20 protein-coding genes are annotated in these 23,861 nt (G+C 46.2%); 10 read left to right on the top strand and 10 right to left on the bottom strand.

Annotated features, from left to right (window positions below; translation table 11 throughout):
* The first annotated feature begins 50 nt into the window (after nucleotides 1-50).
* Nucleotides 51-1,055, top strand: a complete 1,005-nt coding sequence (gene obgE, locus U0033_RS21835; protein WP_072365843.1) for a GTPase ObgE — start codon at nucleotides 51-53, stop codon at nucleotides 1,053-1,055.
* Nucleotides 1,056-1,195: 140 nt separating this feature from the next.
* Here obgE and U0033_RS21830 read toward each other — a convergent pair whose 3' ends face one another.
* A complete protein-coding gene (locus U0033_RS21830) occupies nucleotides 1,196-1,780 on the bottom strand; it encodes a collagen-like triple helix repeat-containing protein (RefSeq protein WP_218164120.1) in 585 nt (194 codons plus the stop codon).
* Nucleotides 1,781-1,913: 133 nt separating this feature from the next.
* Here U0033_RS21830 and U0033_RS21825 point away from each other — a divergent pair, with 133 nt between their 5' ends.
* Both U0033_RS21825 and U0033_RS21820 read left to right on the top strand, forming a co-directional pair.
* Nucleotides 1,914-2,654 carry a hypothetical protein gene (locus U0033_RS21825; protein ID WP_143150952.1) on the top strand — a complete coding sequence of 247 codons (741 nt, stop codon included), beginning with the start codon at nucleotides 1,914-1,916 and terminating at the stop codon, nucleotides 2,652-2,654.
* Complete coding sequence (locus tag U0033_RS21820; protein WP_245801877.1) at nucleotides 2,651-3,322, top strand: DUF2306 domain-containing protein; 672 nt, start codon at nucleotides 2,651-2,653, stop codon at nucleotides 3,320-3,322. Before U0033_RS21825 ends, U0033_RS21820 begins: the two co-directional genes overlap by 4 nt.
* A gap of 63 nt (nucleotides 3,323-3,385) precedes the next feature.
* On the opposite strand, the gene U0033_RS21815 is transcribed toward U0033_RS21820, so the two are convergent.
* Complete coding sequence (locus tag U0033_RS21815) at nucleotides 3,386-4,510, bottom strand: tetratricopeptide repeat protein (RefSeq protein WP_072365849.1); 1,125 nt, start codon at nucleotides 4,508-4,510, stop codon at nucleotides 3,386-3,388.
* 242 nt (nucleotides 4,511-4,752) lie between these two features.
* Nucleotides 4,753-5,061, bottom strand: a complete 309-nt coding sequence (locus U0033_RS21810; protein WP_083571890.1) for a YbaB/EbfC family nucleoid-associated protein — start codon at nucleotides 5,059-5,061, stop codon at nucleotides 4,753-4,755.
* A gap of 66 nt (nucleotides 5,062-5,127) precedes the next feature.
* On the opposite strand from U0033_RS21810, the gene U0033_RS21805 reads away from it, so the two are divergent.
* The 3 genes from U0033_RS21805 to U0033_RS21795 are packed head-to-tail and all read left to right on the top strand — an operon-like array spanning nucleotide 5,128 to nucleotide 10,062.
* Entirely contained in the window at nucleotides 5,128-6,378 is a 1,251-nt protein-coding gene (locus U0033_RS21805; protein ID WP_072365852.1) for an NAD(P)/FAD-dependent oxidoreductase, read from the top strand.
* 3 nt (nucleotides 6,379-6,381) lie between these two features.
* Nucleotides 6,382-7,485, top strand: coding sequence for a DUF2891 domain-containing protein (locus tag U0033_RS21800; protein ID WP_245801878.1), 1,104 nt, complete (start codon nucleotides 6,382-6,384; stop codon nucleotides 7,483-7,485).
* Between the two features lie 6 nt (nucleotides 7,486-7,491).
* On the top strand, nucleotides 7,492-10,062 hold the full coding sequence (locus U0033_RS21795; protein WP_072365857.1) for a DUF3857 domain-containing protein: 2,571 nt from the start codon (nucleotides 7,492-7,494) through the stop codon (nucleotides 10,060-10,062).
* A 43-nt stretch (nucleotides 10,063-10,105) separates the two neighbouring features.
* On the opposite strand, the gene U0033_RS21790 is transcribed toward U0033_RS21795, so the two are convergent.
* The 4 genes from U0033_RS21790 to U0033_RS21775 form a co-directional block, all read right to left on the bottom strand.
* Nucleotides 10,106-10,408, bottom strand: coding sequence for a Dabb family protein (locus tag U0033_RS21790; protein ID WP_072365859.1), 303 nt, complete (start codon nucleotides 10,406-10,408; stop codon nucleotides 10,106-10,108).
* Nucleotides 10,409-10,448: 40 nt separating this feature from the next.
* Entirely contained in the window at nucleotides 10,449-11,648 is a 1,200-nt protein-coding gene (locus U0033_RS21785; protein ID WP_072365861.1) for an FtsX-like permease family protein, read from the bottom strand.
* The gene (locus U0033_RS21780) at nucleotides 11,645-12,295 is read right to left on the bottom strand and encodes an ATP-binding cassette domain-containing protein (protein ID WP_072365863.1); all 651 of its coding nucleotides are present in this window, start codon (nucleotides 12,293-12,295) and stop codon (nucleotides 11,645-11,647) included. Before U0033_RS21780 ends, U0033_RS21785 begins: the two co-directional genes overlap by 4 nt.
* 70 nt (nucleotides 12,296-12,365) lie before the next feature.
* Complete coding sequence (locus tag U0033_RS21775) at nucleotides 12,366-14,108, bottom strand: DUF4836 family protein (protein ID WP_083571891.1); 1,743 nt, start codon at nucleotides 14,106-14,108, stop codon at nucleotides 12,366-12,368.
* Between the two features lie 245 nt (nucleotides 14,109-14,353).
* Between U0033_RS21775 and U0033_RS21770 the strand changes: the two genes are divergently transcribed.
* The gene (locus tag U0033_RS21770; protein ID WP_072365867.1) at nucleotides 14,354-14,641 is read left to right on the top strand and encodes a YciI family protein; all 288 of its coding nucleotides are present in this window, start codon (nucleotides 14,354-14,356) and stop codon (nucleotides 14,639-14,641) included.
* 65 nt (nucleotides 14,642-14,706) lie between these two features.
* Here U0033_RS21770 and msrB read toward each other — a convergent pair whose 3' ends face one another.
* Entirely contained in the window at nucleotides 14,707-15,144 is a 438-nt protein-coding gene (gene msrB / locus U0033_RS21765; protein WP_072365869.1) for a peptide-methionine (R)-S-oxide reductase MsrB, read from the bottom strand.
* Nucleotides 15,145-15,426: 282 nt separating this feature from the next.
* Between msrB and mutL the strand changes: the two genes are divergently transcribed.
* Entirely contained in the window at nucleotides 15,427-17,316 is a 1,890-nt protein-coding gene (gene mutL / locus U0033_RS21760) for a DNA mismatch repair endonuclease MutL (protein WP_072365871.1), read from the top strand.
* Between the two features lie 87 nt (nucleotides 17,317-17,403).
* Here mutL and ltrA read toward each other — a convergent pair whose 3' ends face one another.
* Together ltrA and U0033_RS21750 are read right to left on the bottom strand one after the other, a co-directional pair.
* Nucleotides 17,404-18,681, bottom strand: coding sequence for a group II intron reverse transcriptase/maturase (gene ltrA / locus U0033_RS21755; protein WP_322518441.1), 1,278 nt, complete (start codon nucleotides 18,679-18,681; stop codon nucleotides 17,404-17,406).
* 659 nt (nucleotides 18,682-19,340) lie between these two features.
* Nucleotides 19,341-20,798 (bottom strand): gluconokinase, encoded by a 1,458-nt coding sequence (locus tag U0033_RS21750; RefSeq protein ID WP_072366263.1) that lies wholly within the window; start codon nucleotides 20,796-20,798, stop codon nucleotides 19,341-19,343.
* A gap of 131 nt (nucleotides 20,799-20,929) precedes the next feature.
* Between U0033_RS21750 and U0033_RS21745 the strand changes: the two genes are divergently transcribed.
* Both U0033_RS21745 and U0033_RS21740 read left to right on the top strand, forming a co-directional pair.
* Nucleotides 20,930-22,378, top strand: coding sequence for a Gfo/Idh/MocA family protein (locus tag U0033_RS21745; RefSeq protein WP_072366261.1), 1,449 nt, complete (start codon nucleotides 20,930-20,932; stop codon nucleotides 22,376-22,378).
* A gap of 122 nt (nucleotides 22,379-22,500) precedes the next feature.
* Entirely contained in the window at nucleotides 22,501-23,601 is a 1,101-nt protein-coding gene (locus U0033_RS21740) for a carboxypeptidase-like regulatory domain-containing protein (protein WP_072366259.1), read from the top strand.
* The last annotated feature ends 260 nt before the right edge of the window (nucleotides 23,602-23,861 follow it).

The raw sequence follows: 23,861 nt of genomic DNA, 5'->3' as shown, positions 1-23,861 counted from the left end.
ATGAACTTCACGATCTTTGCGTTTTTAAATTTATAATAAATCGCTCCACATTGGAAAGAGGCAATTTCGTTGACTATATCAGGATATCCGTCAAATCGGGTAAAGGCGGTGCGGGTAGCGCCCACTTTATGCGTACCAAATACAACCCCGAAGCCGGCCCCGATGGCGGTGACGGTGGTCGTGGCGGCCATATCATACTCAGAGGCAACTCCCAGTTATGGACCTTGCTGCACCTGCGCTGGTACAAAAACGTAGTAGCAGAAGACGGCGGCAACGGACGCGACAATAACAGTACCGGTAAAAATGGTGAAGATGTCATCATCGAAGTTCCCCTGGGTACCCAGGCCTTTGATGAGGAAACCGGTGACCTGGAAGTAGAAATCCTCGAGGATGGCGAAGAAGTGATCTGGATTCCGGGCGGTCAGGGCGGTCGTGGTAACAGCTATTTCAAATCTGCTACCAACCAGGCGCCTGATTATGCACAACCAGGTATGCCCAGCACAGAAGGCTGGAAAGTGCTGGAACTGAAAATGCTGGCAGATGTAGGCCTGGTAGGATTCCCGAATGCAGGTAAATCCACCCTCCTCTCTACCATCACAGCCGCTACACCAAAGATTGCAGATTATGCATTCACTACGCTCACCCCTCAACTGGGCATGGTCGCATATAGAAATGACCGTTCATTCTGTATTGCAGATCTGCCAGGTATTATCGAAGGCGCGCACGAAGGGAAAGGACTAGGACACCGCTTCCTGCGACATATCGAAAGGAACCCGGTACTATTGTTCCTGATTCCGGCAGATAGCTCCGACCATAAAAAGGATTACGAGATCCTGGTGAATGAGCTGGAGATGTACAATCCTGAATTGCTGGATAAACAGTTTTTACTGGCGATCAGCAAGAGTGACATGCTGGACGATGAACTGAAAGAAGCAATTGCTGCAGAACTGCCTGCTGGTGTACCTCATGTGTTCATCTCTTCTGTGACACAACAGGGCTTGTCACAGCTGAAAGACATGCTGTGGGATGCGTTGAATGCAGCACCTAAAGAATAAACACTCCTGAAATAAAAAAAGAGGTTGGCCCATAAGTAAAAATAACGGCTGAGAATTGCTTAAACCCGACTCTATCAGGGGTACGAATAGAAAGAGGCTGTATCTGGATTATGATACAGCCTCTTTCTATTTCTATAAATTTAGTCTTTTAGCCCCAGCCAGGCTTTTACAGCGTTATAATCACCCAGATCCACAGTCGTCGCTTTTCTTGCTGCTGTACCACCCGGGATCAGCACATATCTATACTGCCACCGCTTAGCTCCGGTATTATCCACATAGGTACTAACATCTCCATTTGAATACAAACCAACTCCACCTACAGAGAAAGTGGCATGGATATTCAAATTCGTATAAACGTCATAGTATGGCAATGGCGATACAAGTGGACTAGCGGCTGTTTTCCCGTTCACATATACTTTCATTTCTCCGGAACTGATTATTGCAGCATCCAGTTTAGGAATAGCTATATCAGCAAAATATCCAATGGTATCAATTCCTCCACCTGAAGTGTGAATAGTATCCGCTTTGAAAGCGACTGTGAGCCAGTCAGAATAAATAACATTTGCAGTACCTGCATCACCCTTGGGGCCAGTGGGGCCGGCAGGACCGGTAGCACCTGTATCTCCTTTCGGACCAGTACTACCATCTTTACTACAACTAAACATAAACATGGCTATAGCCAATAGCAAAAGGGGTCCATTAACAGAACAGAAGATTCGTTTCATTTACAGAAGTTTTGATAATTATGAATTAAAATCAGGGATATCGGGGCCAGGATTATCACGTACCTAAATATACGAAGAATGCCTCCCCTTTTATCACTAAATATTTTTGTCTTACTTTACAAAAAAATACCCTGTGAAATATCTAGTCCAAGTTTGTATCAGCGCCGCCCTGTTTTGCGCCTGTAAGTCGTCAACATCCTCGCCTCCTGCCACAGATAGCACCACCCTAGCCGTTTCAAAACCAGCTGATGGTTTAACCGGCTTGTATACGGGCGATTTCAATGGCAAAAAGATCTATATCACGATCAACTATGCCAGAAATAATCACCTCGCCGGCTATAACGTACTTCTCGGGTTGCGCCGCAATGTGAGCGGTAGTTATAAGACGACAAAAGACGGCATTGATGTCATTCTCAATGAACCGGGTGATCATCCTTTTGATGGAAAGTTCACCATCCACCTCGATGCTGCGGGCGAAAAAGGCAGCGGCCAGTGGGTACCCCTGAACAATTCCAAACTGGCAGGCAAATCATTCAGCGTTGTAAAAATTATTCAAACTGAAGGTAAAGGCAATGGTTTCGAAGCTGATTATCCTTTAGGTGGCGATCACAGGGATATTAACTTTAAATCCGATGGTAGTGCTATCCTGAACTACTATCCGCAGATAGATGACTCTACCTTTGCACAACAGATGATCACTGTTAGAGGAACCTGGGAAAGAAAAGGAGACTCACTGTACGTAAACTGGGAAAAGAAAGGCGATCAGCCTACCCCTGCTACCCTCTATACGATCACATACGAAGGCGAAAATGATACCCGCTTCCTAACAGGCGTAGAAACTGCTGACAGTATCCGTTATTGGGTTGGACCTTGATAAACACACGACACATATTGAAGAAAGGGGGGATCACCTTATTAGCTGCCGGCATTCTCTTTGCAACCTGGCTGCTCATCAGGCTGAGTATCCCCTATCTTGCTTTTGATCCGTACACAGATTTCCTGATGACCAAGCAAAGAATTTATCATATTCTTCACTGGCGATTTAGCTTCTATGTACATGTATTCATCAGCTTTATTGTGATGATCACCGGCCTGCTGCAATTCAGCTGGTACGTAATAAAAAAATATCCAGGTCTGCATCGCCGGTCCGGAACCATATATGCAGTGGTAGTCTTGTTTCTCAGTGGCCCCAGTGGCTTAGTAATGGCTTTTTATGCAAATGGAGGCTTGCCGGCACGAATCAGTTTTGTTCTCCTCGCCCTTCTTTGGTTGTATACCACCGCCATGGGCTGGTATTATGCCAGGCAACACCGATGGATGTCTCATGGCGCAATGATGCTCCGGAGCTATGCCCTTACACTATCGGCCGTGAGCCTTCGGTTGTATGCCTACCTGATAGATGTGCTGAATATTCCCCTTCGTCCACATGCAACTTACATGCTCATTGCATGGCTTAGCTGGACACTGAACCTGCTTATTGCAGAACTGATCATCAGGAAAATTGAAAAAATTTACCCAGTTAAACAATCCCATGGAAAATAAGCCTGGCAATAAGGCCAGGAGCGTTGTTTTCTTTAAAGAGCATTCAATCTACATCGTCATCAACTAACGCATTCCCAACACCACATCCTTCTTCACAAAATGCCCATCCTCTCTGATCGCATAATGATCCTTCCCTAAAGGCTTCTGACTCCTGATCGGATTATCCTCATACCCTTCTTCATTCGGATCTTTTGAATATGTCAACTCAAAATTGGATATTTCAATATCATAATTTGCAGTGATAGTCGCCACTTTGTAAGGGTCCTTGAGGATTTTTTGCCCCCCGATCAGTAACTTATCGATCAGTGTACCTTTATTATTAAAGCTGGCGATATAATATACAGGCAGTATATTACCCCCCATTTCATCCACTACACCGTAGATCAGGGTACGGTTGCTGTCATTGGCTCTCACTAAACCCACCCTGTAATATTCTCCTCCTACATCCCTTGAAAATGAATAATCACGCATCTCAGGTACATAGCGCTCATTGTCGTAAGAAATGATTTTATCCTCAGTCATGTGATCAGCATACTTCATGTCCAGCAGCAGCGGAAATTTCACCTGGGTAAATTCGTGACTGAAGACCGCCCACTGCAGCTTATCCGGATCTGAAGAACCAGACATAGCGGTCATAATGAGATCGTTGAAATTGTACGGGTCATCTTCTCTCAGTTTGTCGAGATCCTTATCTTTTTGCAGGTTTTTCAGGTTGCCATAGCCAAATTCAATGGCTGATATAAGATATTGCTTTGCCTTTGCCAGTTCACCAGACCTGGCATATAAACAAGCTTTGTTATAGAGGAGTTTATTGAGGGGTTTATAATCCAGGATGTCTGCTATATCATAAGCCTGCAGTCCTTCCTGCAATTTGCCCTGATCGCCCAGGGCATTTCCCATTTCATAATAGGCCCTGGCCTGTGGCTGCGCCAGGATAGACTTTTTGAAGAGAGCTACCGCCTGAGACGGATCTTTCTTGTTACGAAAAACATCGATGGCCTGTAAAAACAGCTTATCTGCCTCCTTGTCCCTGGCTGCACCTGCATTGGCCACCATTAATACAGTGTCTTCGGAGTACAGGTTACTTTCTGTAAGTGTAACACCTGAAGCTGATCCCTTTTTGTTTTCTGAGGGGCCATTACAGGCAAATAGAATAACTGTTGTTACAAACAATAACAATTGACGCATACGAGAGTACTTTATCGGCTAAAGATAATATAAGATTTTTATAATACGAGGGCCTAAGATAGGGGTCTTGATACAGTGAAGATTCGGTCCATGTAGTTCTCCAAAAGTACACTAAAAGGTCACCAATATATCACTTCATTATCGATTGGATATAGAGGTGATATATTGGTGACCTTTTGGTGTACTTATAATGTAGTTATCCGAGCGAATCTTCACTGAAGACGCCCCGAAGCTTTATTGGGTTAAAACAGGCCCCCCAGCGGACCCAGCATACCACCTGCCACACTCTTCATTTCAGACTCCCAGGTGTTTTCTGCCGCTTTCAGGGCACGGTTCAGGGCTGTTATTACCAAATCTTCCAGTTCTTCTTTATGATCCTTTTCAAGTAATCTCTCAGCTATTTCCAGGCTTTTTACTTCGCGGTTGCCGGTCACGGTCACTTTTATCGCGCCATCACCCGCTTCGCCATCTACAGTGATCAGGGCCAAACGTTCTTTGCTTTCTTTCATTTTCTGCTGCGCTTCCTGCAGCTTACCAAACATATCAAACATGGTAGGACTATTTTAGGGCGCGAAGATATTTCACTTTTCTTTATCTTACCGCCCTAAATCAACAGCATGTTGGAAACCAAAGTATGTATTATAGGCGCCGGCCCTGGCGGCGCTGCAGCAGCACTACAACTTGCACAACTGGGAGTTGAATGTATAGTAGTAGACAAAGCTGTTTTCCCCCGTGATAAGGTTTGTGGAGATGGATTAAGTGGAAAAGTTCTCACGGCACTTAACCGTATCGATCCTGCCATTGCGACCCGCCTCAAAGAGGCTACTTTCAAAGTAAACAGCTGGGGTGTCACCTTTGTATCACCTGGTCGCCATAGCCTGGCTGTTGGTTACCGACCTGATTACAACACCAATAATGAAGGCCATAAAGAAACTCCCATTGGCTATGTAGCCAAACGTATGGACTTCGATAACTTCCTGGTGGATGAGATCAAACGCCGCAAAGAAATCAGTTTATACGAAAATGTAAACGTTGATAAATACGAACTGCAGGAAGATGGTTACTTTGTAAGCGGCAACAACGGCGCTTTCCAGGTCAAAGCCAAACTCCTCATCATTGCCAATGGTGCCTACTCTTCTTTTACCAAAGAAGTAGCCGGCATTACAATGGAACCAAATCATTACGTAGCCGGTATACGTGCCTATTACAAAAATGTAAGTGGCAACAATGCCGATAACTTCATTGAACTGCACTTCCTGAAAAACCTGCTCCCCGGCTACTTCTGGGTATTCCCCCTGCCAAATGGCGAAGCCAATGTGGGCGTAGGTATACTCAGCGAAACAGTGCGCAAAAAGAAGATCAACCTGAAAAAGGAAATGCTGGATATCATTGCCAACGATCCTGCTTTCAAAGAGCGCTTCAAAGATGCAGAACTGATCAGCAATATCGAAGGTTATGGCCTGCCATTGGGTAGTAAAGTACGGGTGCTTCATGGCGACCGCTATATGCTGGTAGGCGATGCCGCTTACCTGATAGACCCATTCACCGGCGAAGGTATCGGCAATGCCCTATACTCAGGTCGCCTGGCAGGGATACAGGCACATGAAGCGCTGCTGGCAAACAATTTCTCTGCCGCCCAACTGGCGAAATATGATTCAGAAGTATATCGTGTAATGGGGCCCGAACTGAAATTAAGTCACCGCCTGCAAAAGCTGATCCGCTACCCGTGGCTGTTCAATACCCTCATGAAGGTGAGCAGCCGCAACAAACAACTGCAGGAACTCCTTTCCTGCATGTTCTACGAGGTAGATCTGCGTAAGCGACTGACTAAACCATCCTTTTATTTCAAATTACTGTTCAATAGATAACACGTGAAGAAGTCCATCGTTTTGGGTGCACTCTTAATCAGTACTTTTATGTCTGCCTTTGCACAACAACCGCTTTATACGCACAATAGTGCGGGCCACCTGGAGCTAACTGTGGATGGTGCTGCCCTCCTGTCCAAACTGCCACTGAAATGTATGCAGCTGGAATTTCCGTACAAAACAGGCGTGGTATTTACCGATACCTCGCTCGTGACCAATCCGAGAAATTACCATCCCGCCTTCTATGGCTGTTACGACTGGCATAGCAGCGTGCATGGACACTGGATGCTGGTAAGGTTACTCAAGTCCTTCCCCGCCCTGCCACAGCAGGAACTGATCCTGTCCAAACTGCAACAAAACCTGACTGCCGAACATATTCTGCAGGAACAAAAACTGTTCACTAACAAGGAGAACAAAGGTTTTGAACGCATCTATGGCTGGAGCTGGCTGCTGCAGCTACAAAGAGAACTGCTTACCTGGAATGCTCCTGAAGGAAAGGCACTCGCCGCCAATGTACAACCACTGGCTACGCAGTTCTCTAAAGCTTACATCGACTTTCTTGGTAAACTCATGTATCCCATCCGTGTAGGTGAGCATACCAATCTCGCCTTTGGTCTCTGCCTGGCATGGGATTATGCCGTAACGGCAAAAGACCAGCCATTGCAGGATGCCATTAAAGCGGCCGCCACTCGTTTCTATCTCGCAGACAAAAACGGTCCTGTGGGTTATGAACCGGGCGGTTACGACTTCCTCTCCCCCTGCCTGGAAGAAGCGGACCTGATGTGGAGAATACTACCGCCAGCGCAATACCAGTCATGGGTACAGGAATTCCTTCCAGGACTGTTTGCCCGGAACATCACGCTCTTCCCCATTGCACAGGTGAAAGATCGTACCGATGGTAAACTTGTACACCTCGATGGTTTGAACCTGAGCCGTGCATGGTGCCTCTATGGTATAGCACGTCATGCAGGTAAGAATAGTGCTGCTATACAGGCACTGGCCAACCAGCACCTGGAAGCTGCTATACCACATGTAGCCAGCGGCGATTATGCCGGTGAACACTGGCTGGCATCATTTGCTGTTTATGCCCTGACGGTTGGTAATAACTAATTTGATATGCGATTCATTCTGCTGATAATATCCCTGTTCGTACTGCAAACAGACCTGGTGGCCCAACATAATTTCACTGTATCCCCCAGCCCTGACTGGTTGGCACCTTACAAACCAGACCTGGGTAAGACACCGGATGCAAGTGAAATAAGTAACGGTTATTTCCTGCTACTGCTGGAAGAACAACACCATGCGGAAAAAGGTGCAGTATACAGGCATGTTATCAGGCAGATTGTATCGGAAGCAGGGATTCAGAATGGTGCGGAAATTTCTGTGGATTACGATCCTACTTATGAGAAACTCCGCTTTCACCAGCTCCTCATTCGCCGCAATGGTGAGGTGATCAATAAACTGGATCCATCGCGTTTTCGCTTCCTCCAAAAAGAAGATGAACTCTCCCGTTTTATTTACAGCGGCACCTTCACCGCTTATTACATTCTCGAAGATGTACGCAAAGGTGACCAGATTGAATACGGTTATACGCTTGAAGGTGTAAACCCCATCTTTGAACATAAATACGCGAACACATTTTACTTCACTTCCCACGACCCAATTGTCAATTATTACAAGGCGCTCATTGCAGCTCCTGCAAGAGACATCCGTTTTAAACCATTCAATAATGCAAGACTACCAGCCAGGAGTAGCTGGAAAGGCATGCAATTGTACGAATGGAAGATCGCAGATGTAATGCCCACCGACGATGATGACAACGCACCGGACTGGTATACCACCATGCCTTTTGTACAGGCCAGTGAATACAAATCATGGTCTGAGATCATTAACTGGGGTGCAAAAATAAATACACCGCCCGCCCCCGGTATACGCCTGCAAACAAGGATTGCAGAACTAAAAAAACAATCAGGCGACAATAAAGCCCTGTACCTGCAAAACGCCATGCGCTTTGTGCAGGACGACATCCGTTATATGGGTATCGAGATGGGTGAATATTCTCACCGGCCCAACAACCCCGACAAGATCTTAGAGCAGCGATTTGGTGATTGTAAAGACAAATCACTGCTGTTAACCACACTACTGCAGGCAGATGGGATCAAGGCCAGCATGGCTTATACCAATACCTACCTGAAAGCACGCGTATCAGATTACCTGCCCTCTCCATTCATGTTCAATCATGTGATTGTGTATGCACAACTGGGTGATAGTGCTTATTGGATAGATCCTACTATCAGCTATCAGCGCGGCCCGATGAGCCTGCACACGGTGCCCGATTTCCAGGAAGCGCTGATCATCAAAACCGATGGTAGTGATAAGCTCACGGCTATTCCACAAATCAATAAAGGAACGCAGGTGATTAAGGAGCATTTCAGACTGCCTGATGATAAAGGCAAGAAAGGGCTACTTTCTATACAGAGTGTATACACGCTGCGATTTGCCGATCAGCAACGCGATGTATTTGCCAACAATAGTATCAAAGATCAGCAGAAATCTTATCTCGATTATTACAAGAATATTTATGGAGAACTGCACAATGATTCAGCACTGAAAACAATTGATGATCCCATCAAAAATCGGTTCACTGTCATAGAACATTACGAACTGGATGAACCCTGGAAAAATGATACCGAAGAACCGGGGAGACTGGGAATACCTGTAACGGCAGGCATTTTGCAGGAAGCGTTGCCAAAGAACAGCAAAAAGAAAAATACAAAATCGCAGGCTCCGCTTGCACTACGTTATCCTTATTCACTGGATTATACCATTGATATGGATATGCCTATAGAATGGTCACTCAGCGATGAGCCTTTCAAAATTACGAATGACTATTATGCCTTTTCATTCACCCCTGTTGTGAATGGCGAGCATGTTTCTTTCCATTATACTTTTGAAACTTTTAAAGATCATATCCCTGCTTCCTACTTAGCACAGTATGCAAGTGACAGGAGTAAGATGGATGATGTGATTTCGTTTAGCCTTTTCTGGTCACCGGACGATCCTGCAGAGATGGCAACACCGGCAGATCACTCAATGAACTGGGTAACGCTGCCACTGGCCTTGTTCTTCCTGGCCTTCTTTGCCCGCCTGGCATGGAAATATAATCAGTATACGATCTATCCCCTGCAGGATATACAAGGTACTGCTCAACTGAGCGGATTTATGTTCATCATCGGTTTCTTTGTATTCATCACACCACTGGTGACGTTGCAAAGCATCTTTAGCAGCGATTTTTTCAATTATAAAGTATGGTATCAGCTCAGCAGATCCACACATACTGTTAACAATACTTCCTTCCTTGAATTCCTGTTTATATTCAGGATGGTGGCAGCCCTCTTCTTCTTTGTTTATAGTATACTGCTGATTGCATTATATATCAATCGCAGGGATACATTTCCAAACGCTATGGTGTATTTTATGCTGGCAGGTCTGCTCTTCCAGGTCCTGGATGCAGGCATATCACATTACCTGTACAAAAAAAGCTGGGAGATAACAGATCTGGGCGGCATTGTATTCAGGTTCGCAGAGGGGCTGGTATTTACGCCCTACCTGCTGCAGTCATCCCAGGTCAAAGAAACCTTTATCATGCCACACCGCTCGGTGGCCGGCAAAGAAAAAGGGTACTGATGCAAAGATCAATACCCTTTTAATGATGTAGCTGGCGCTGTTTTTAGAAAGATTCTGAATCGAAGATCACTACCTTTTCCCACAGGTGTTTGCAGTTTTCTACGAAAGCCAGGTGCACCGGGTGTACCTGGTAGGTTTCGTGCCCTGCTTCGTCATTGAACGCGGTGAGCAGACAGTAGCTGTAATCCTTTACAATCACTGGTCTGTCGGTATCTGCAGGTTTACCTACATTGAAAGTCACGAGCGTTTCCACCGCACTGAGTGATTTTACACCCGCTTCAAATGCTTTGATATCAGCTGCCGAAAGATCTGCTTTCAGATAAAAATTTACAACGTGTACAAACATGTTCAACTTGCATTTTATGTGTTAGAAAGAATGGAATGAATTAACTGATCTCGTTGATATATCTCTTCACGCTCTGCAGGTTTACAATATACACCAGTACCATTACCAGCAGGGCTGCACCGCCTGTAGCAGGGCTGATCCATGAAGATACAGAGAGCTTCATGTTTGCGAGGATGGCCGCTGCTTTCCATTGCAGCAAGGTGATGAATAAGAGCGAAATTATTGTTGTAAATATATACAAAGGCACGAATTGTCGCATCAGGTATCGCTGCAGTTGACGGGGTGCGGTTCCGAGGGTTACCAGCAATTGTATTTCCCGCTTGCAGCTGGCAATCACTACCTGTATAAACATACTGAAAACTAACAGTGCAAAAATTAATAAGATCAACCCAAAGAAACCGATCACGGATACGATGGTTTGTACGATCACCTTGGTTTTGCTGTATTTGAGTTTATCCTGGTTTGTGCTATAGCCTTTATCTTCCAGGTATTTTACCAACACAGGATTGGACGGATCTTTTGTTTTGATGATGACGCGGCTGGGAGCAATTTCTACCCCGTTACCAAACTTTCCGTTCGCCCATTCCATAAAACTGCCGGGTACGAGGAAGGAAGTAATTCTGTCTGAGAAGCCTACGATCCTGCCTGTGAATTCTTGTGTAAGCAGGCCTTTGGAAATCGTGATCTTCATAGGGAGTGCCTTGATGGTCTCCTGGGATATTTGTGGCAATCCCTGGCTCAGGGCATAGCCAAAATTGTACAGGTTGAGAAAGTCATTTGGCAGGATAATAGGAATGGTATTATCACCTGCCTGCCATTTCCAGTCTTCACTTTTTACATCGATGAAGGTATCGGGAACGGCTTCAAAAAACATTTCGGTATAGAAGTGCAGATCGCCGGGAGCAGCAGCGGTCACCTTATATTGGTTAGCGGTGATAAAGCCAAAAGCAGCGGTGAATGGCTGCTTTTTGATATCGGCAATTTCCTGTGGGGTAAACACACTTTTGTCTGACTGCCCCATCATATCGTTGGTGATCTTCTTATTGATAACGAGGAAGTCTACGCTTTCATTCTGGTTCTGCTGGTTGTAGAGCAACTGGTCAAAGTCCGTATGCATTTGTATAGACAGCAGCAGGAGGAGCATAGCAATACCCAGGCCGGTAGTCGCCATCAACAGGCGACCTTTGCCTATGCCTGTCTGGATGATCTTTTTGAGTAAGCCGAAAAACGATTGCTTCATAGATTGAATTGTATATCGTAAGCAAACCTGTTGTCATGGTCCAGGTCTGTTAAAATAAATCCGGCTTTGCGGGCGCGGCATTCTTCTGCGATCAGGTCAGCAGCCATTTGTGCATTTGCATCGTCGAGGTGACTGAAGGGTTCATCCATAATGAGCCATTCGAATGGTTGTACCAGTGCGCGGATGATAGCGATACGCTGACGTTCTCCGTAAGATAAGGTCTTGCCACTTTGGTTCAGGATGTGAGTTACGTTCAGGCGTGCTGCCATTTCTGCTACCTTTTCGGCGCTGCAGTATGGCTGAGGGAGCATGACTCTTTTGAGCTCTATATTTTCCACTGCGGTAAGTTGTTCAAAAATGCGCAGGTCCTGGAAAACAACGCTGAGCTGTTGTTGGCGCATGCTTGCTATCTGGTCTTTTTTATAAGCATCCCAGGGTTGGCCATCCACCAGTACCTTTCCGGTGTAATCGTTCCGGATGTTGTACAGGTAATGAACCAGGGTGGTCTTGCCTGTGCCGGATGGAGCCTTGATCTTAACAAAATTGCCGGGAGTGAATGTAACGGCCTGGTTCCATATTTCCGAAGTTCGCTGCAGGATTTTTTCCCTGAGAGGAATGGGAACCAGGTTTTCTAATTGTAACTGCATGTTTGCGATTCTATTTAACACTCGTGCCTTCCCAATGGGAAGGCACGAGTGTTAGGGCAATATAATAATATTAGTATACTACGGAAGTATCTGCCTTCTTTTCTTCCTTTACCATTTTAGCAACATTGGTACCCAGGTTTACCAGTTGTACCAGGCTGTTTTCCTCCTGTTTCTTGAAGTTCAGCACGACTTCTGTATGCTGTGCCTTACCGTCGAAGGGATGAGTCAGGGCAGTTGCATCTTTCAGCAGGCCTTTTACCTGACCAGCGATTGCTTTACCACTTTCAGGAATTTCGTTGTCAGGGATGGCTGCTGCAATCTTCTCGAAGTTGATATAAGCACCCATTGGGTTGCCTTTGATCTTGCTTACGAAGCTATTGTCCAGACCACCCGCTTTTCCTTTGCCGCCCAGGTAGGCGTCCAGGGTAGGCTGATCGTTTGCTACAGTGATCAGTTTATCGTCGATTGACAGTGCAGGCATACCTGGCTGTTGCATCATCGGTGCGAGTACATATTTATTACCCTGTTTGGTAATAAATGTCTGCAGTGCCGGTGTGCCCATTACTTTTTCAAAAGCAGCCTTATCGCCTACTTTCATTGCAAATACCCATTTCACATCGGTTCTGGTGTTAGATTCGCCAGGTACTACTGTGCTTGGTGTGTTTTTAACATTCAGGTCAGAAGCTGCAAAGAACATCTGGCCGTTGAAAGCATTCAGGATATCATCCAGGGTCAGGTTCTGATTGCCGGAGTACATACGGAGACTGATATTTGCCATACCATCCAGGCCGGTTGCTTTTACGATATCGCCTATCATGCGGAAGTCGAAACCGTATACCATGAAGCCTAAGATATTGTCAGAAGGATATTGCTCCAGCAGTTTTACATCTGCTTCAGTTTTACCATACTTCTTGTAGATATCAGAGAGGTCTTTACCGGCATAAGAAACGCCATCCATTATCACTTTACCTTTTTCAAAGTTTACAGCACCGGTGTAGTAGCTACCCTGCAGCAATTGCTTCAGGTTGGCAGGAATGGCAGCACCCTGTGAAGCATACATTGGCTCCGGGTTTACATATACGCTCAGGTCAGCGTTGTTCTTGAGCAGGTCATGAAAAGCGCTGATATCAGCAGCAGATTCATCTTTCTTCAGGTGGAAGAGGTGATCGGCTTCTGCTACCCAGGTAGCTTCAGCATCTGGTGTTTCGTAGCGCACCTGTGTAGCTACTGCGCTGTCTACAGCACTGCTGTCGTCTTCATCGAATCCGCCGGGAAGACCGCCTGGCATACCACCGGGAAGACCGCCATTCTTCAGTTTGTTGGCATCTACACCACGGAGGTAAATAACAGTTTCTTTGTTCCAGCCGATCAAAGCACTCTGGTCAGCTTCCCATACATACTGAAAATCGTTTTTCTTTTGCAGGGTAAAGCTGGACAGGTTCTTTTTCAGGTAAGCTTCAAACTTAGCAGCGTCTTTCAGTCCACCGGTGATGGTTACGTAAGACTGGTTGCTACTGTTGAATACAACCGATACGAAGAAATTATTTTGAAGGTCCACACCCGAGTTTTCAGCATCTTTCCATGCTTTCATCGCTGGATTAGCGGTATCCTTGTCTTGCAATGCGGAGAACATTTTCTCCATGGTCAGACCATTTGTCACCAGTTTATTAGTGATCTGCTTGCTGTTGATGCTCAGCACCACGCCCGCAGTTTTGGGAATGTATTTGCTCTGATCGGGTACTTTCGAACATGCAGACAACATAACTGCTGCTGTAACAGCAGTTAACAAAACCTTGGAAAACATCTTTGTCATAAAAAGGGGATCTGAATTTAATAATATATAGAAATACTGGACGCTAAAATACTCCGTTTTTCGTTAGTAAAGCTATGAAGAGGTAATAATAAGTTACAGCTTTTTCAGATATGTAGCTGTTTTCAGGGATATCACAATCTATTCATTGATATTGAGTATTATAAAGTTGAAAGCTGCAATAGTTTTATACCTTTGCATTAAGGTTTCCAATCATGATCACTAAATCCTATTATTGAACCGCAATCATGTACCTGATCCTGTTACAATATATCAGACCTGTAGCTGCCATAGAACATTATATGGAGCAGCACAGAGCATTTCTTGACAAATTCTATAAGAGCGGCAAATTTATTTTGGCCGGTCGCAGGAAACCTAAATCCGGGGGCCTGATCATTTGCAAAGCTTCGAGCCGCAGAGAAGTAGAGGAAATTATGAGCGAAGATCCATTGGACAAGTTCCAGCTGGCGCTATATGAGATCATAGAATTTGAGCCTACATCTTACGTCCACGAGTTGCAGGCTTACCTGTCGTAAATTGTCGATAAAAAAAGACTGACCAAAGTTTCTTCAGTCAGTCCTTTTCCTGTATATAAGAATGATTACTTGTCTCCTTCGAAGTCGAGGATGACAGAGTTGATGCAATAGCGTAAGCCTGTAGGAGGAGGACCGTCGTCGAATACGTGTCCGAGGTGGGCTTTGCAGCGACCACACATGACCTCTGTCCGGTGCATACCATGGGAGTTATCCGGGGCGTAGATCAGGCTGCCTTTGGTCACAGGTTCGAAGAAACTGGGCCAGCCGCAGCTACTTTCGAACTTAGCATTGGATATGAACAATGGGTTACCGCAGGCGGCACAATAGTAAGTGCCATTATCTTTTGAATTCCAGTATTTGCCTGTAAAAGCCCATTCTGTGCCTTTCTCCCGGGCTATATGATACACTTCAGGAGTTAAGCGTTTTTGCCATTCTTCGTTAGTCAGACTCACCTTGTTGGTATCCGTCCGGGAATATACGTCACTCTTTTTTTCGTCTTCCATATGCAGGTTTTTTCCCTAATCAAATACGTTTTTATACTGCGAGGGTCAAAATTATCAGATTCCCTTCAGTAGATGGCTGAAATTCGCGGCGATTAACGTCTTGTTAACAAGGTGAAAATGTTAATAACATATCCACACTATCTACAAAGCGCTGAAAGCCTTATCAATACAGGGCTGTGGAAGATTGGCAAAACGCTAGTCCACATTTTGCCAGCATCTTATCCCCGCCTCCGGAATCAACAGTAAACTTTCCTAACTTTACAGCATAAAGGCACATTATACGTGGCGAACATTATCAATCTATTACCAGACAACATAGCCAATCAAATCGCAGCAGGTGAGGTGATCCAAAGGCCGGCTTCAGCAGTGAAAGAACTGTTGGAAAATGCGGTGGATGCTGGTGCAACGGAAGTTCAACTAATCATCAGGGATGCCGGGAAGGAACTGGTACAGGTAATTGATAATGGTAAAGGAATGAGTGAAGCAGATGCCCGCATGTGTTTCGAGAGGCATGCCACCTCTAAAATCCAGACCATTGAAGACTTGTTCCAGATCAGGACGATGGGCTTCCGGGGTGAAGCATTGGCTTCAATAGCCGCCGTATCGCAGGTTGAACTGAAAACCAGGATGCGCGGCACAGACATAGGTACTTATATCGAGATCGACAATAGTGCCGTCAGGAAACAGGAACCCTGCCAAACGGCGGAAGGAACCTCTATTGCGATGAAGAACCTGTTCTTCAACGTACCAGCCCGGCGTAACTTCCTGAAAAGCAATGCAGCCGAGATGAGACACATCGTAGATGAGTTCATCCGGATAGCCATGGCTTTTCCGCAAATCCAGTTTACACTCCTGAACAATACACAACAGCTCTTTTACCTTGAAAAAGGATCCCTGAAGCAGCGCGTGATTGCCATCCTCGGCCAGCACTACAATTCCAGGCTGGTGAGTGTAAAGGAAAGTACTGACTATATGGACGTGCACGGGTTTGTAGGTAAACCGGATGCTGCCAAGAAAACCAGGGGCGACCAGTTTTTCTTTGTGAACAACCGTTTTATCAAGAGCCCTTATCTGAACCATGCGATCATGACAGCCTATGCTGATATAATCCCGGCAGATAGCTTCCCCTTATACGTACTCTTCATAGACCTCGATCCGGGGCATGTGGATATCAACGTACACCCGACCAAACAGGAAATCAAATTCGACGATGAGAAGGTCATGTATGCTTTTGTACAGTCAGCTGTCAAGCATTCACTGGCACAATTCAATGTGATGCCAACCCTCAACTTCGAACTGGATCCTGAAATTCAGCAACTGGAATCTGTGAGCCAGCCGTTTACGGCCGAGCGCCAGGAACAGTCCGCGACCTCCTCTCTGTACAAAACCTTTACCCAGGCCAATCAGGCACATGTGATCGACAAGAGCAGCAACCTGAAACACTGGAAAGACCTGTACGATATTGGCAAATCATCTTCCGACAGCTCCTCCTCATACAGCGAAGAACGTGAAACGACCCTGACACAGCCCTTAGCTGCTGTGGGCTTCGAAAGCAGGTCAAGTACCGCCTCCGTGATCGACGAGCGCTGGCAGGACAATACCATGGATCAGAAAGTACCGGTTCAGGTACATCAGCAGTTCATTCTTTCCCAGATCAAGTCAGGATTTATCCTGATCGATCAGCAGGCCGCACACGAGCGCATTCTCTACGAACGCTACCTCCGTGCCCTGCAGGAAACACCGGTACCGGCACAGCAAAGCCTGTTCCCACAGACCCTGCAACTGCCTCCAGCCGATGCTGCACTGATCAGCGAAATGCTGCCTGATCTGCAGGTACTGGGTTACGACCTGGAACCATTCGGCACCAATACCTTTGTAGTAAGAGGTACCCCGGCCGATATCCAGAGCGGCAACGAACAGGCCAGCATCGAAGGACTGCTGGAACAGTTCAAACACTACAGTAGCGAACTGAAAGTGAATAAGCGGGAACAACTCGTAAGGTCCATGGCAAGAAACAATGCCATCCCTTCCGGCAGATCGCTGACGACAAAAGAAATGCAGAATATTATAGACGAGCTTTTTGCCTGTGCGATGCCTAATGCAGCACCCGGTGGGAAGTATACTTATATATCATTTAAACTAACGGACCTCGCTAAGATGTTCGGCGGTTGAGAAGAAATCGAGTAGGAAGAAAGCCGGTCATGCCGGCTTTCTGTCCTCTCACACCACCGTACGTACCGACCGGTATACGGCGGTTTGTCAGAATAACTTAGTTTGGTGAGTTGTTTTCCAGTAATAGTGATTGGCGAACCCTACATACCCTTGTTTAGTAAAGTAGTCGTTGTTCAAGGCTCGGTGCAGTATTGCACTGTTTGCAATGCGGCAGTAGCCTTTACGACTGTTGCTCCACTCATAAGCTTTACCCACATTAATTCCCAACATTTTCAGGTTTTTCCACCGTGTTGATGGCCTTTTCCATTGTTTCCATATTCCCATTCTTAGACGTGTTCTTACCAACCTGTCCAGTTCTTCCATTCTGCTTTTGGCCGTGGCTATCCGAAAGTAATTCACCCAACCTACTATTATGGCCTCCATCTTCTTTATCTTGTCTTTCACTTTGCCGGGGGCTTTACGCTGCGTTTGATCCTTCATCTTCTCTTTAATCTTTCTCAGCGATTTAGATGCAATGCGCACTGCCCACCCTTTCTCTCTTCGATAAAAAGAGAAACCCAGAAGCGTACTCTCTATCGGACGGCTCACTTTACTTTTTGTACGGTTTACTTTTAGCTTTAGCTTCTTTTCTATGAACTCGGTGATTGTTGACAGCACGCGCGTCGCTGACTTTTCACTTTTCACGTAGATGCTACAGTCATCGCAATACCGTACAAACCGGTGGCTTCTTGCCTCTAACTCTTTGTCCAGTTCGTTTAAAACAATGTTGCTCAGCAGGGGGGAGAGAGGGCTGCCTTGAGGAGTGCCTTCCTTACGTTCTATCACAACCCCATTTTCCATCATCCCGCAATTCAGGTATGAGCGCAGTAGTTTCAGCGTCCTCTTGTCAGCTATCTTTTGGGCCAGAAGCGACATTAGCCGGTCATGGTTCACCCGATCGAAAAACTTGTCTAAGTCCAACTCCACTACCCATTCATAGCCGTCGTTCAGGTTTGTTTGTGCCTGATACAATGCCTGATGAGCGTTCCGGTTTTCTCTAAACCCATAGCTATAATTGGAAAACTCTCCTTCATACTGTGGGCTTAGCCATTGGGATATTGACTGGGTAATTAGCCTGTCGATTACAGTAGGTATTCCCAACATTCTTTTACCGCCGCCATTTTCCTTGTCTATTTCTACTTTCTTAACTGCCTGGGGGCCGTACCTGCCTTCTAAAATACTGGTCCGCAACGTCTGCCAGTTCGTATTCAGGTAGTCACGAAGTTCATCGGTCTGCATACCATCTATACCCCCCGCTCCTTTATTGGCAGTTACCTGCTTAAAGGCTTTTTGTACATTGCGGATATCTAATATTTCTTCCAGCATACTATTACTTTGAAAAAAAAAATCATCCCGGCGTCACTCCCATTGATTGCATGATGAGGCTCAACTCCTCCTGTGTTTTACTTTCAGCTTCCGGCTTATCCTCGCACAGGTAGTTTTCCAGTGTTCTTCCGTTGTGATCGCCTCGCTCATAAACGGCTTGTTCATTTTCGCCATTCTAACATTCGGTCCTTCTTCCTTTTGTGAGACTTCTGCTTTTGCCTTCGTTTCGGGATGCAGCTCGTTGCCGGCTTACTATGACCTCGGCTGACTTCTGATGGCACCTTGAAGCCATTCTTTATGCTGACTTCTGTTTCCGCTTCGGTATTCTCTCATACCTCTGCCGGATTGCCAGCAGATCTCCCAGGGTAAGGTTATACGCTTTCCATTCATGTAGCCCCGGTATTTACACAACATGGTTCCGTGCAGTATAGGGCTTTTGTCTGTGATGCGACATCGCCCACCATGCCTTGCCTTGTATACCATTTCTGTTCGTGGGCTCGAATGTTTGCCGCCGGCTTCCTTCAGATTCGTGGTCACCCACGACACCCTTGCCTTTGGCTAATGATACGTACTGCAACGCTCATTCAGGACTTACACCTTAGAGCTTATAACCATGCCTGGCGCACAACTAAAAACGTCATGCCTTCCGGCATGACGTTTTACATTATGGGAAATACGGGTTTTAGCGCCTCGTATAGTTTTATATAGATCTCATAAGATTTTTGGTAGAGCGCTGCTTTGGCTGGATCCGGCACCACTTCGATCTCCTCCTGTGCGGCCAGTGTAATGGTAAGCTTTATGGCCTCCGCCGCCAGCAATACAGCTCCCAATGCCGATGCATCACTTTCCTTTGTCATGTACATAGGTTGTTGAAATACATCTGCCAGTAATTGCACCCACTCTTTTGAAGCAGTAAAGCCTCCGCTTACAGAGATTTTTTTCACTGCTCCTGTTGTCTCCTCCAGCGCTTTCGTAATATTCAATAGTCCATATGCCATCCCTTCCAGGATCGCTCTCATAAAATGCCATTGGGTGTGCTGTGGCTGTACGCCAATAAAAGCTCCTTTTGCATGCCCATCCCATACCGGGGCTCTCTCTCCATGCAGGTAAGGCAGGCAGATCACACCTTCGGCGCCGGCAGGGGTATCGAAAGCTTTTTGTAAACCCACATCTATACTCATACCCGCTTGCAGGAATTTATCCAGGTACCACTGGAGTAATACACCACCATTGTTTATAGCACCTCCTATTACAAAATGACCCGGGGTCAGGATATAAGTGAACAAGCGCTTATACTGATCTGTCATAGCCGTAGGTACAGCCATTCTCACTGCTCCGCTGGTGCCAATCGTCAGGGAGGCATGACCAGCATCGAGGGCATTGCTTCCTAACTGCGCCAGGCAGCCATCGCTGGCACCGGCTATAAACTTCGTTTCCACAGGCAGATCCAGCTCCGCAGCTATGGCGGGGTCCAGGCCTGTGATAATGGTCTCACTACCCACAGCTTCCGGCAACTGCTTTTCGGTGATGCCTGCCAGCGCCAGTGAATCTGCATTCCAGCGCAGCTCATGGATATTAAATAAGCCTGTAGCCGAAGCTATGGAATGATCAGTGATATACTTACCGAAGAAATGATAGAAGATATATTCTTTGATGCCGATGAAGCAGGCGGCCTGCCGGTGGTTTTCAGGTTCGTTTTCTTTCCACCACATGATCTTGCACAATGGACTCATGGCATGGATAGGCGTACCGGTTTGCTGATAGATACGATTGCCTTGCGGAGTGTCTCTGAGCCGGTCTGCAATGCCCTCACTCCTGTTGTCTGCCCAGATAATTAATGGGCTCATAGCGGCTCCCTGCCCGGACATCATCATCACGCTATGCATGGCACTACTGAATGATACGGCGGCGGGTGCCTCCCTCATGATAGTAGCTACACTTCTGATCCCGCTCTTCACGGCTGCCAGTATGTATGCGGGATCCTGTTCACTATACCCTGCCTGCGGCTGGTGAATGGTATATTCCTGCTGGCAGTGCGCCTTCACGCTCCCATCTTCTTTTACAGCGATCACTTTGGCGCTGCTGGTTCCTATATCTACTCCAATGATGTATGCCATTGCTATATTTTACCTTCTTTCTTTAAAAATAAATTTATAGATTTAAAACCATTATTGATCGGAACAACGCGCAAATAACGATCCACGATTATGGTATAAAATCAGTCTCAACTTAAATAAACATTGTTAATATGGTCCACGAAAAAAACACCCCGGGAAACCAGGTTTCCCGTCGATCGTTCCTGAAAGATGGCGCGCTTGCAGCCGCAGGATTTATGATCGTACCTCGTCACGTATTAGGTGGAAAAGGATTCATTGCACCCAGTGATCGCTTGCGTGTAGCCGGTATTGGTGTTGGCGGTAAGGGAGAAAGCGATCTTGAGGAAATAGCAAAAGGCCCTTCTGACATAGCCTACCTCTGCGATGTGGACACCCGTCGTGCAGCAAATTCTGTAAAGCGCTTTCCCAAAGCGAAGTTTTACAAAGACTTCAGGGAGATGCTCGACAAGGAGCATAAGAACATAGATGCGGTTACGGTGTCCACACCTGACCACCAGCATGCTGTTGCCGCCATGGCCGCTATGCAGCTGGGCAAACACGTTTATGTGCAAAAGCCCCTCACCCACGACATCTATGAAGCGCGCATGCTTACTGAAGCAGCCAAAAAGTACAAAGTGGTGACCCAGATGGGTAACCAGGGCTCCAGCGGCGAGGGCGTACGCCTGCTGCGTGAATGGTATGATGCCGGCACTATTGGCGATGTACACACCGTATATTGCTATACTGACAGACCTGTATGGCCACAGGGTATTCCCTGGTCAGATATGAAAGCTCCTGTGCCACCGGAACTGGATTGGGATCTGTGGTTAGGTACTGCTCCTTACAAAGATTATATTGATAAACTCGTTCCGTTCAACTGGCGTGGCTGGTGGGATTACGGTACCGGGGCATTGGGTGATATGGGGTGCCACATTATCGAACCTCCTTTCCGCATCCTTGGCCTGGGCTCTCCAAAGTCAGTAGAATGTAGTGTTGGTAGCGTATATGTAGATGAATTTAAGAGAGGCTATTTCCCTGAAAGCTGTCCTCCATCCTCACATGTAATCCTGAAATTTGAAGACCATAAAGGCAAGGAAGTAACCCTCCACTGGATGGATGGTGGGATCCAGCCTGAAAGACCGGAAGAACTGGGGTCTAATGAAGTAATGGGCGATGGTGGTAACGGTGCCATCTTCGTTGGTACAAAAGGCAAAATGATGTGTGGCACCTATGGCCGCGATCCTAAATTGCTGCCTACCAGCCGTACAGAGCAGGTAAAGGTACCACAGAAATATGCACGCGTGCCGGAAGGTCACTATGTACAATGGGTAAATGCGGCTATTGCTGGTTATAACAGTGATAAGAATAAGGCGATTTCTTCTCCTTTCTCTATTGCAGGTCCATTGACAGAAGCTTTGCTGATGGCGAACCTGTCAATCAGAAGCTTTGACATCCGCAAGGAAGAAAATGGTAAAACCTCCTACCCTGGCCGTTATGTAAAACTGCTGTGGGATAATAAAAACATGAAGGTGACTAATTTTGACGAAGCCAATCAGTTCGTAAAGAGAACTTATCGTCAGGGATGGAGCCTGGGTGTATAAACATTTACTGAGCTTACTTTATTGAGGCTGGCTTGCGGTAGCAGGTCAGCCTCATGTATTGTAAATCAACAAATTACCCTAACTTTATTAGAAGAGCTAATCCCGCTTTTTCCACTGTTACTATGTATTTGTTAAGATTGTCCCCATTACTGCTACTGTTGGCCGCAACTGCCTGCAAAAAGATCATTTCTGCCGAAACAGTCAATCCCGTAGAACAGACCCCTACTGCTCCTTCGTCTTTTCAGGGGCGTATCCTGGATGCGTCTAATTCACCCATTGCCGATGCCACCGTATTCTGTAGCGGTCAAAGTACTACCACTGATGCTGACGGCAATTTTGTTCTCTCCAATGTGCTGGTTGATACAAATGCAGCTGTGATCACTGTTAAAAAAAACGGTTACCTGAATGGCGTGCGTACACTGATGGCACATGCTTACGGACAACAATACCTGGAAGTGGCACTGGCACCCAAGGATCTGACCACTTCATTCCAGGGAAGCGCTGTTGGCAATATTGGTTTTACCGGGATGAATATTGTGTTCTCTCCTAACCAGATTTATAATTCCTCCAACCAGGTTTATAAAGGCACTGTGTCCGTAGCTGTAGATTTTATCGTGCCATCTGATCATGCGACCCGCATGGCCGGCGATCTGAGAGGTATTGATAACAACGGGCAGCAGGTAGGCCTGATCCCTTATGGACAGGTAGCGATCGATCTGCTGGATACGAACAATGTAACACTACATCCGGATGCAGCACACCTGGTCAATGTGACCATGACGATTCCGGGGCCCTACCGGGAAAGTGCTCCTGCGCAAATCGGGCTCTTTTACCTGGATACTATCAGTGGATACTGGAAACAGGAAACACTGGGATATAAACAAGGCAGCAGCTACACAGGCAATATCCGGCAGGGTACCCGCTGGCTCTTTGCCGGTACTTATTCACAGGTAACACTGGATGCAAATATTTTCCAGGAATCAGGCCGGCCTGTTAGTAATCTGCTAACGACTATCGCGACTAAAATCGACTTCCTTCCCACTTTCAGTTATACGAATGCTGATGGCCATTACATAGGAAAAGTAGCCATGAATCAGCCTTTGATCCTTACCCTCACTGATCATTGTGGTAATCTTGTTTTTCGGAAAGAAATAGGCCCCTATACCGCAAATTCAATCATAGACACTCTCAAAACTGACAATCTAAGCCTTTGTCATCCTTAACAGAATCTGTAGGAATGCAAATTCCATTTATTAGGATGCAACCGTTTACCAACTTTAAAAGGGAGATAAACACCTGTACAGGACTCGTTAGTTACGATCTAAAAAACTAGAACTTATCTCGTAATTACCATTTGGGTACTGATTATCAATCTAAATACCTATTCAGGAATTGAGTTTTAGAACTCATTTCATAATTACCTTTTAGGCATTGATTATCAATTTAAATACCTATTTAGGAATTGAGTTTTAGAACTCATTTC

The sequence above is a fragment of the Chitinophaga sancti genome, assembly GCF_034424315.1.
GTDB classification, from domain to species: Bacteria; Bacteroidota; Bacteroidia; order Chitinophagales; family Chitinophagaceae; genus Chitinophaga; species Chitinophaga sancti.
The sequence above is the reverse complement of the archived record's forward strand: the minus strand, read 5'-3'. Positions and strand labels throughout refer to the sequence as shown.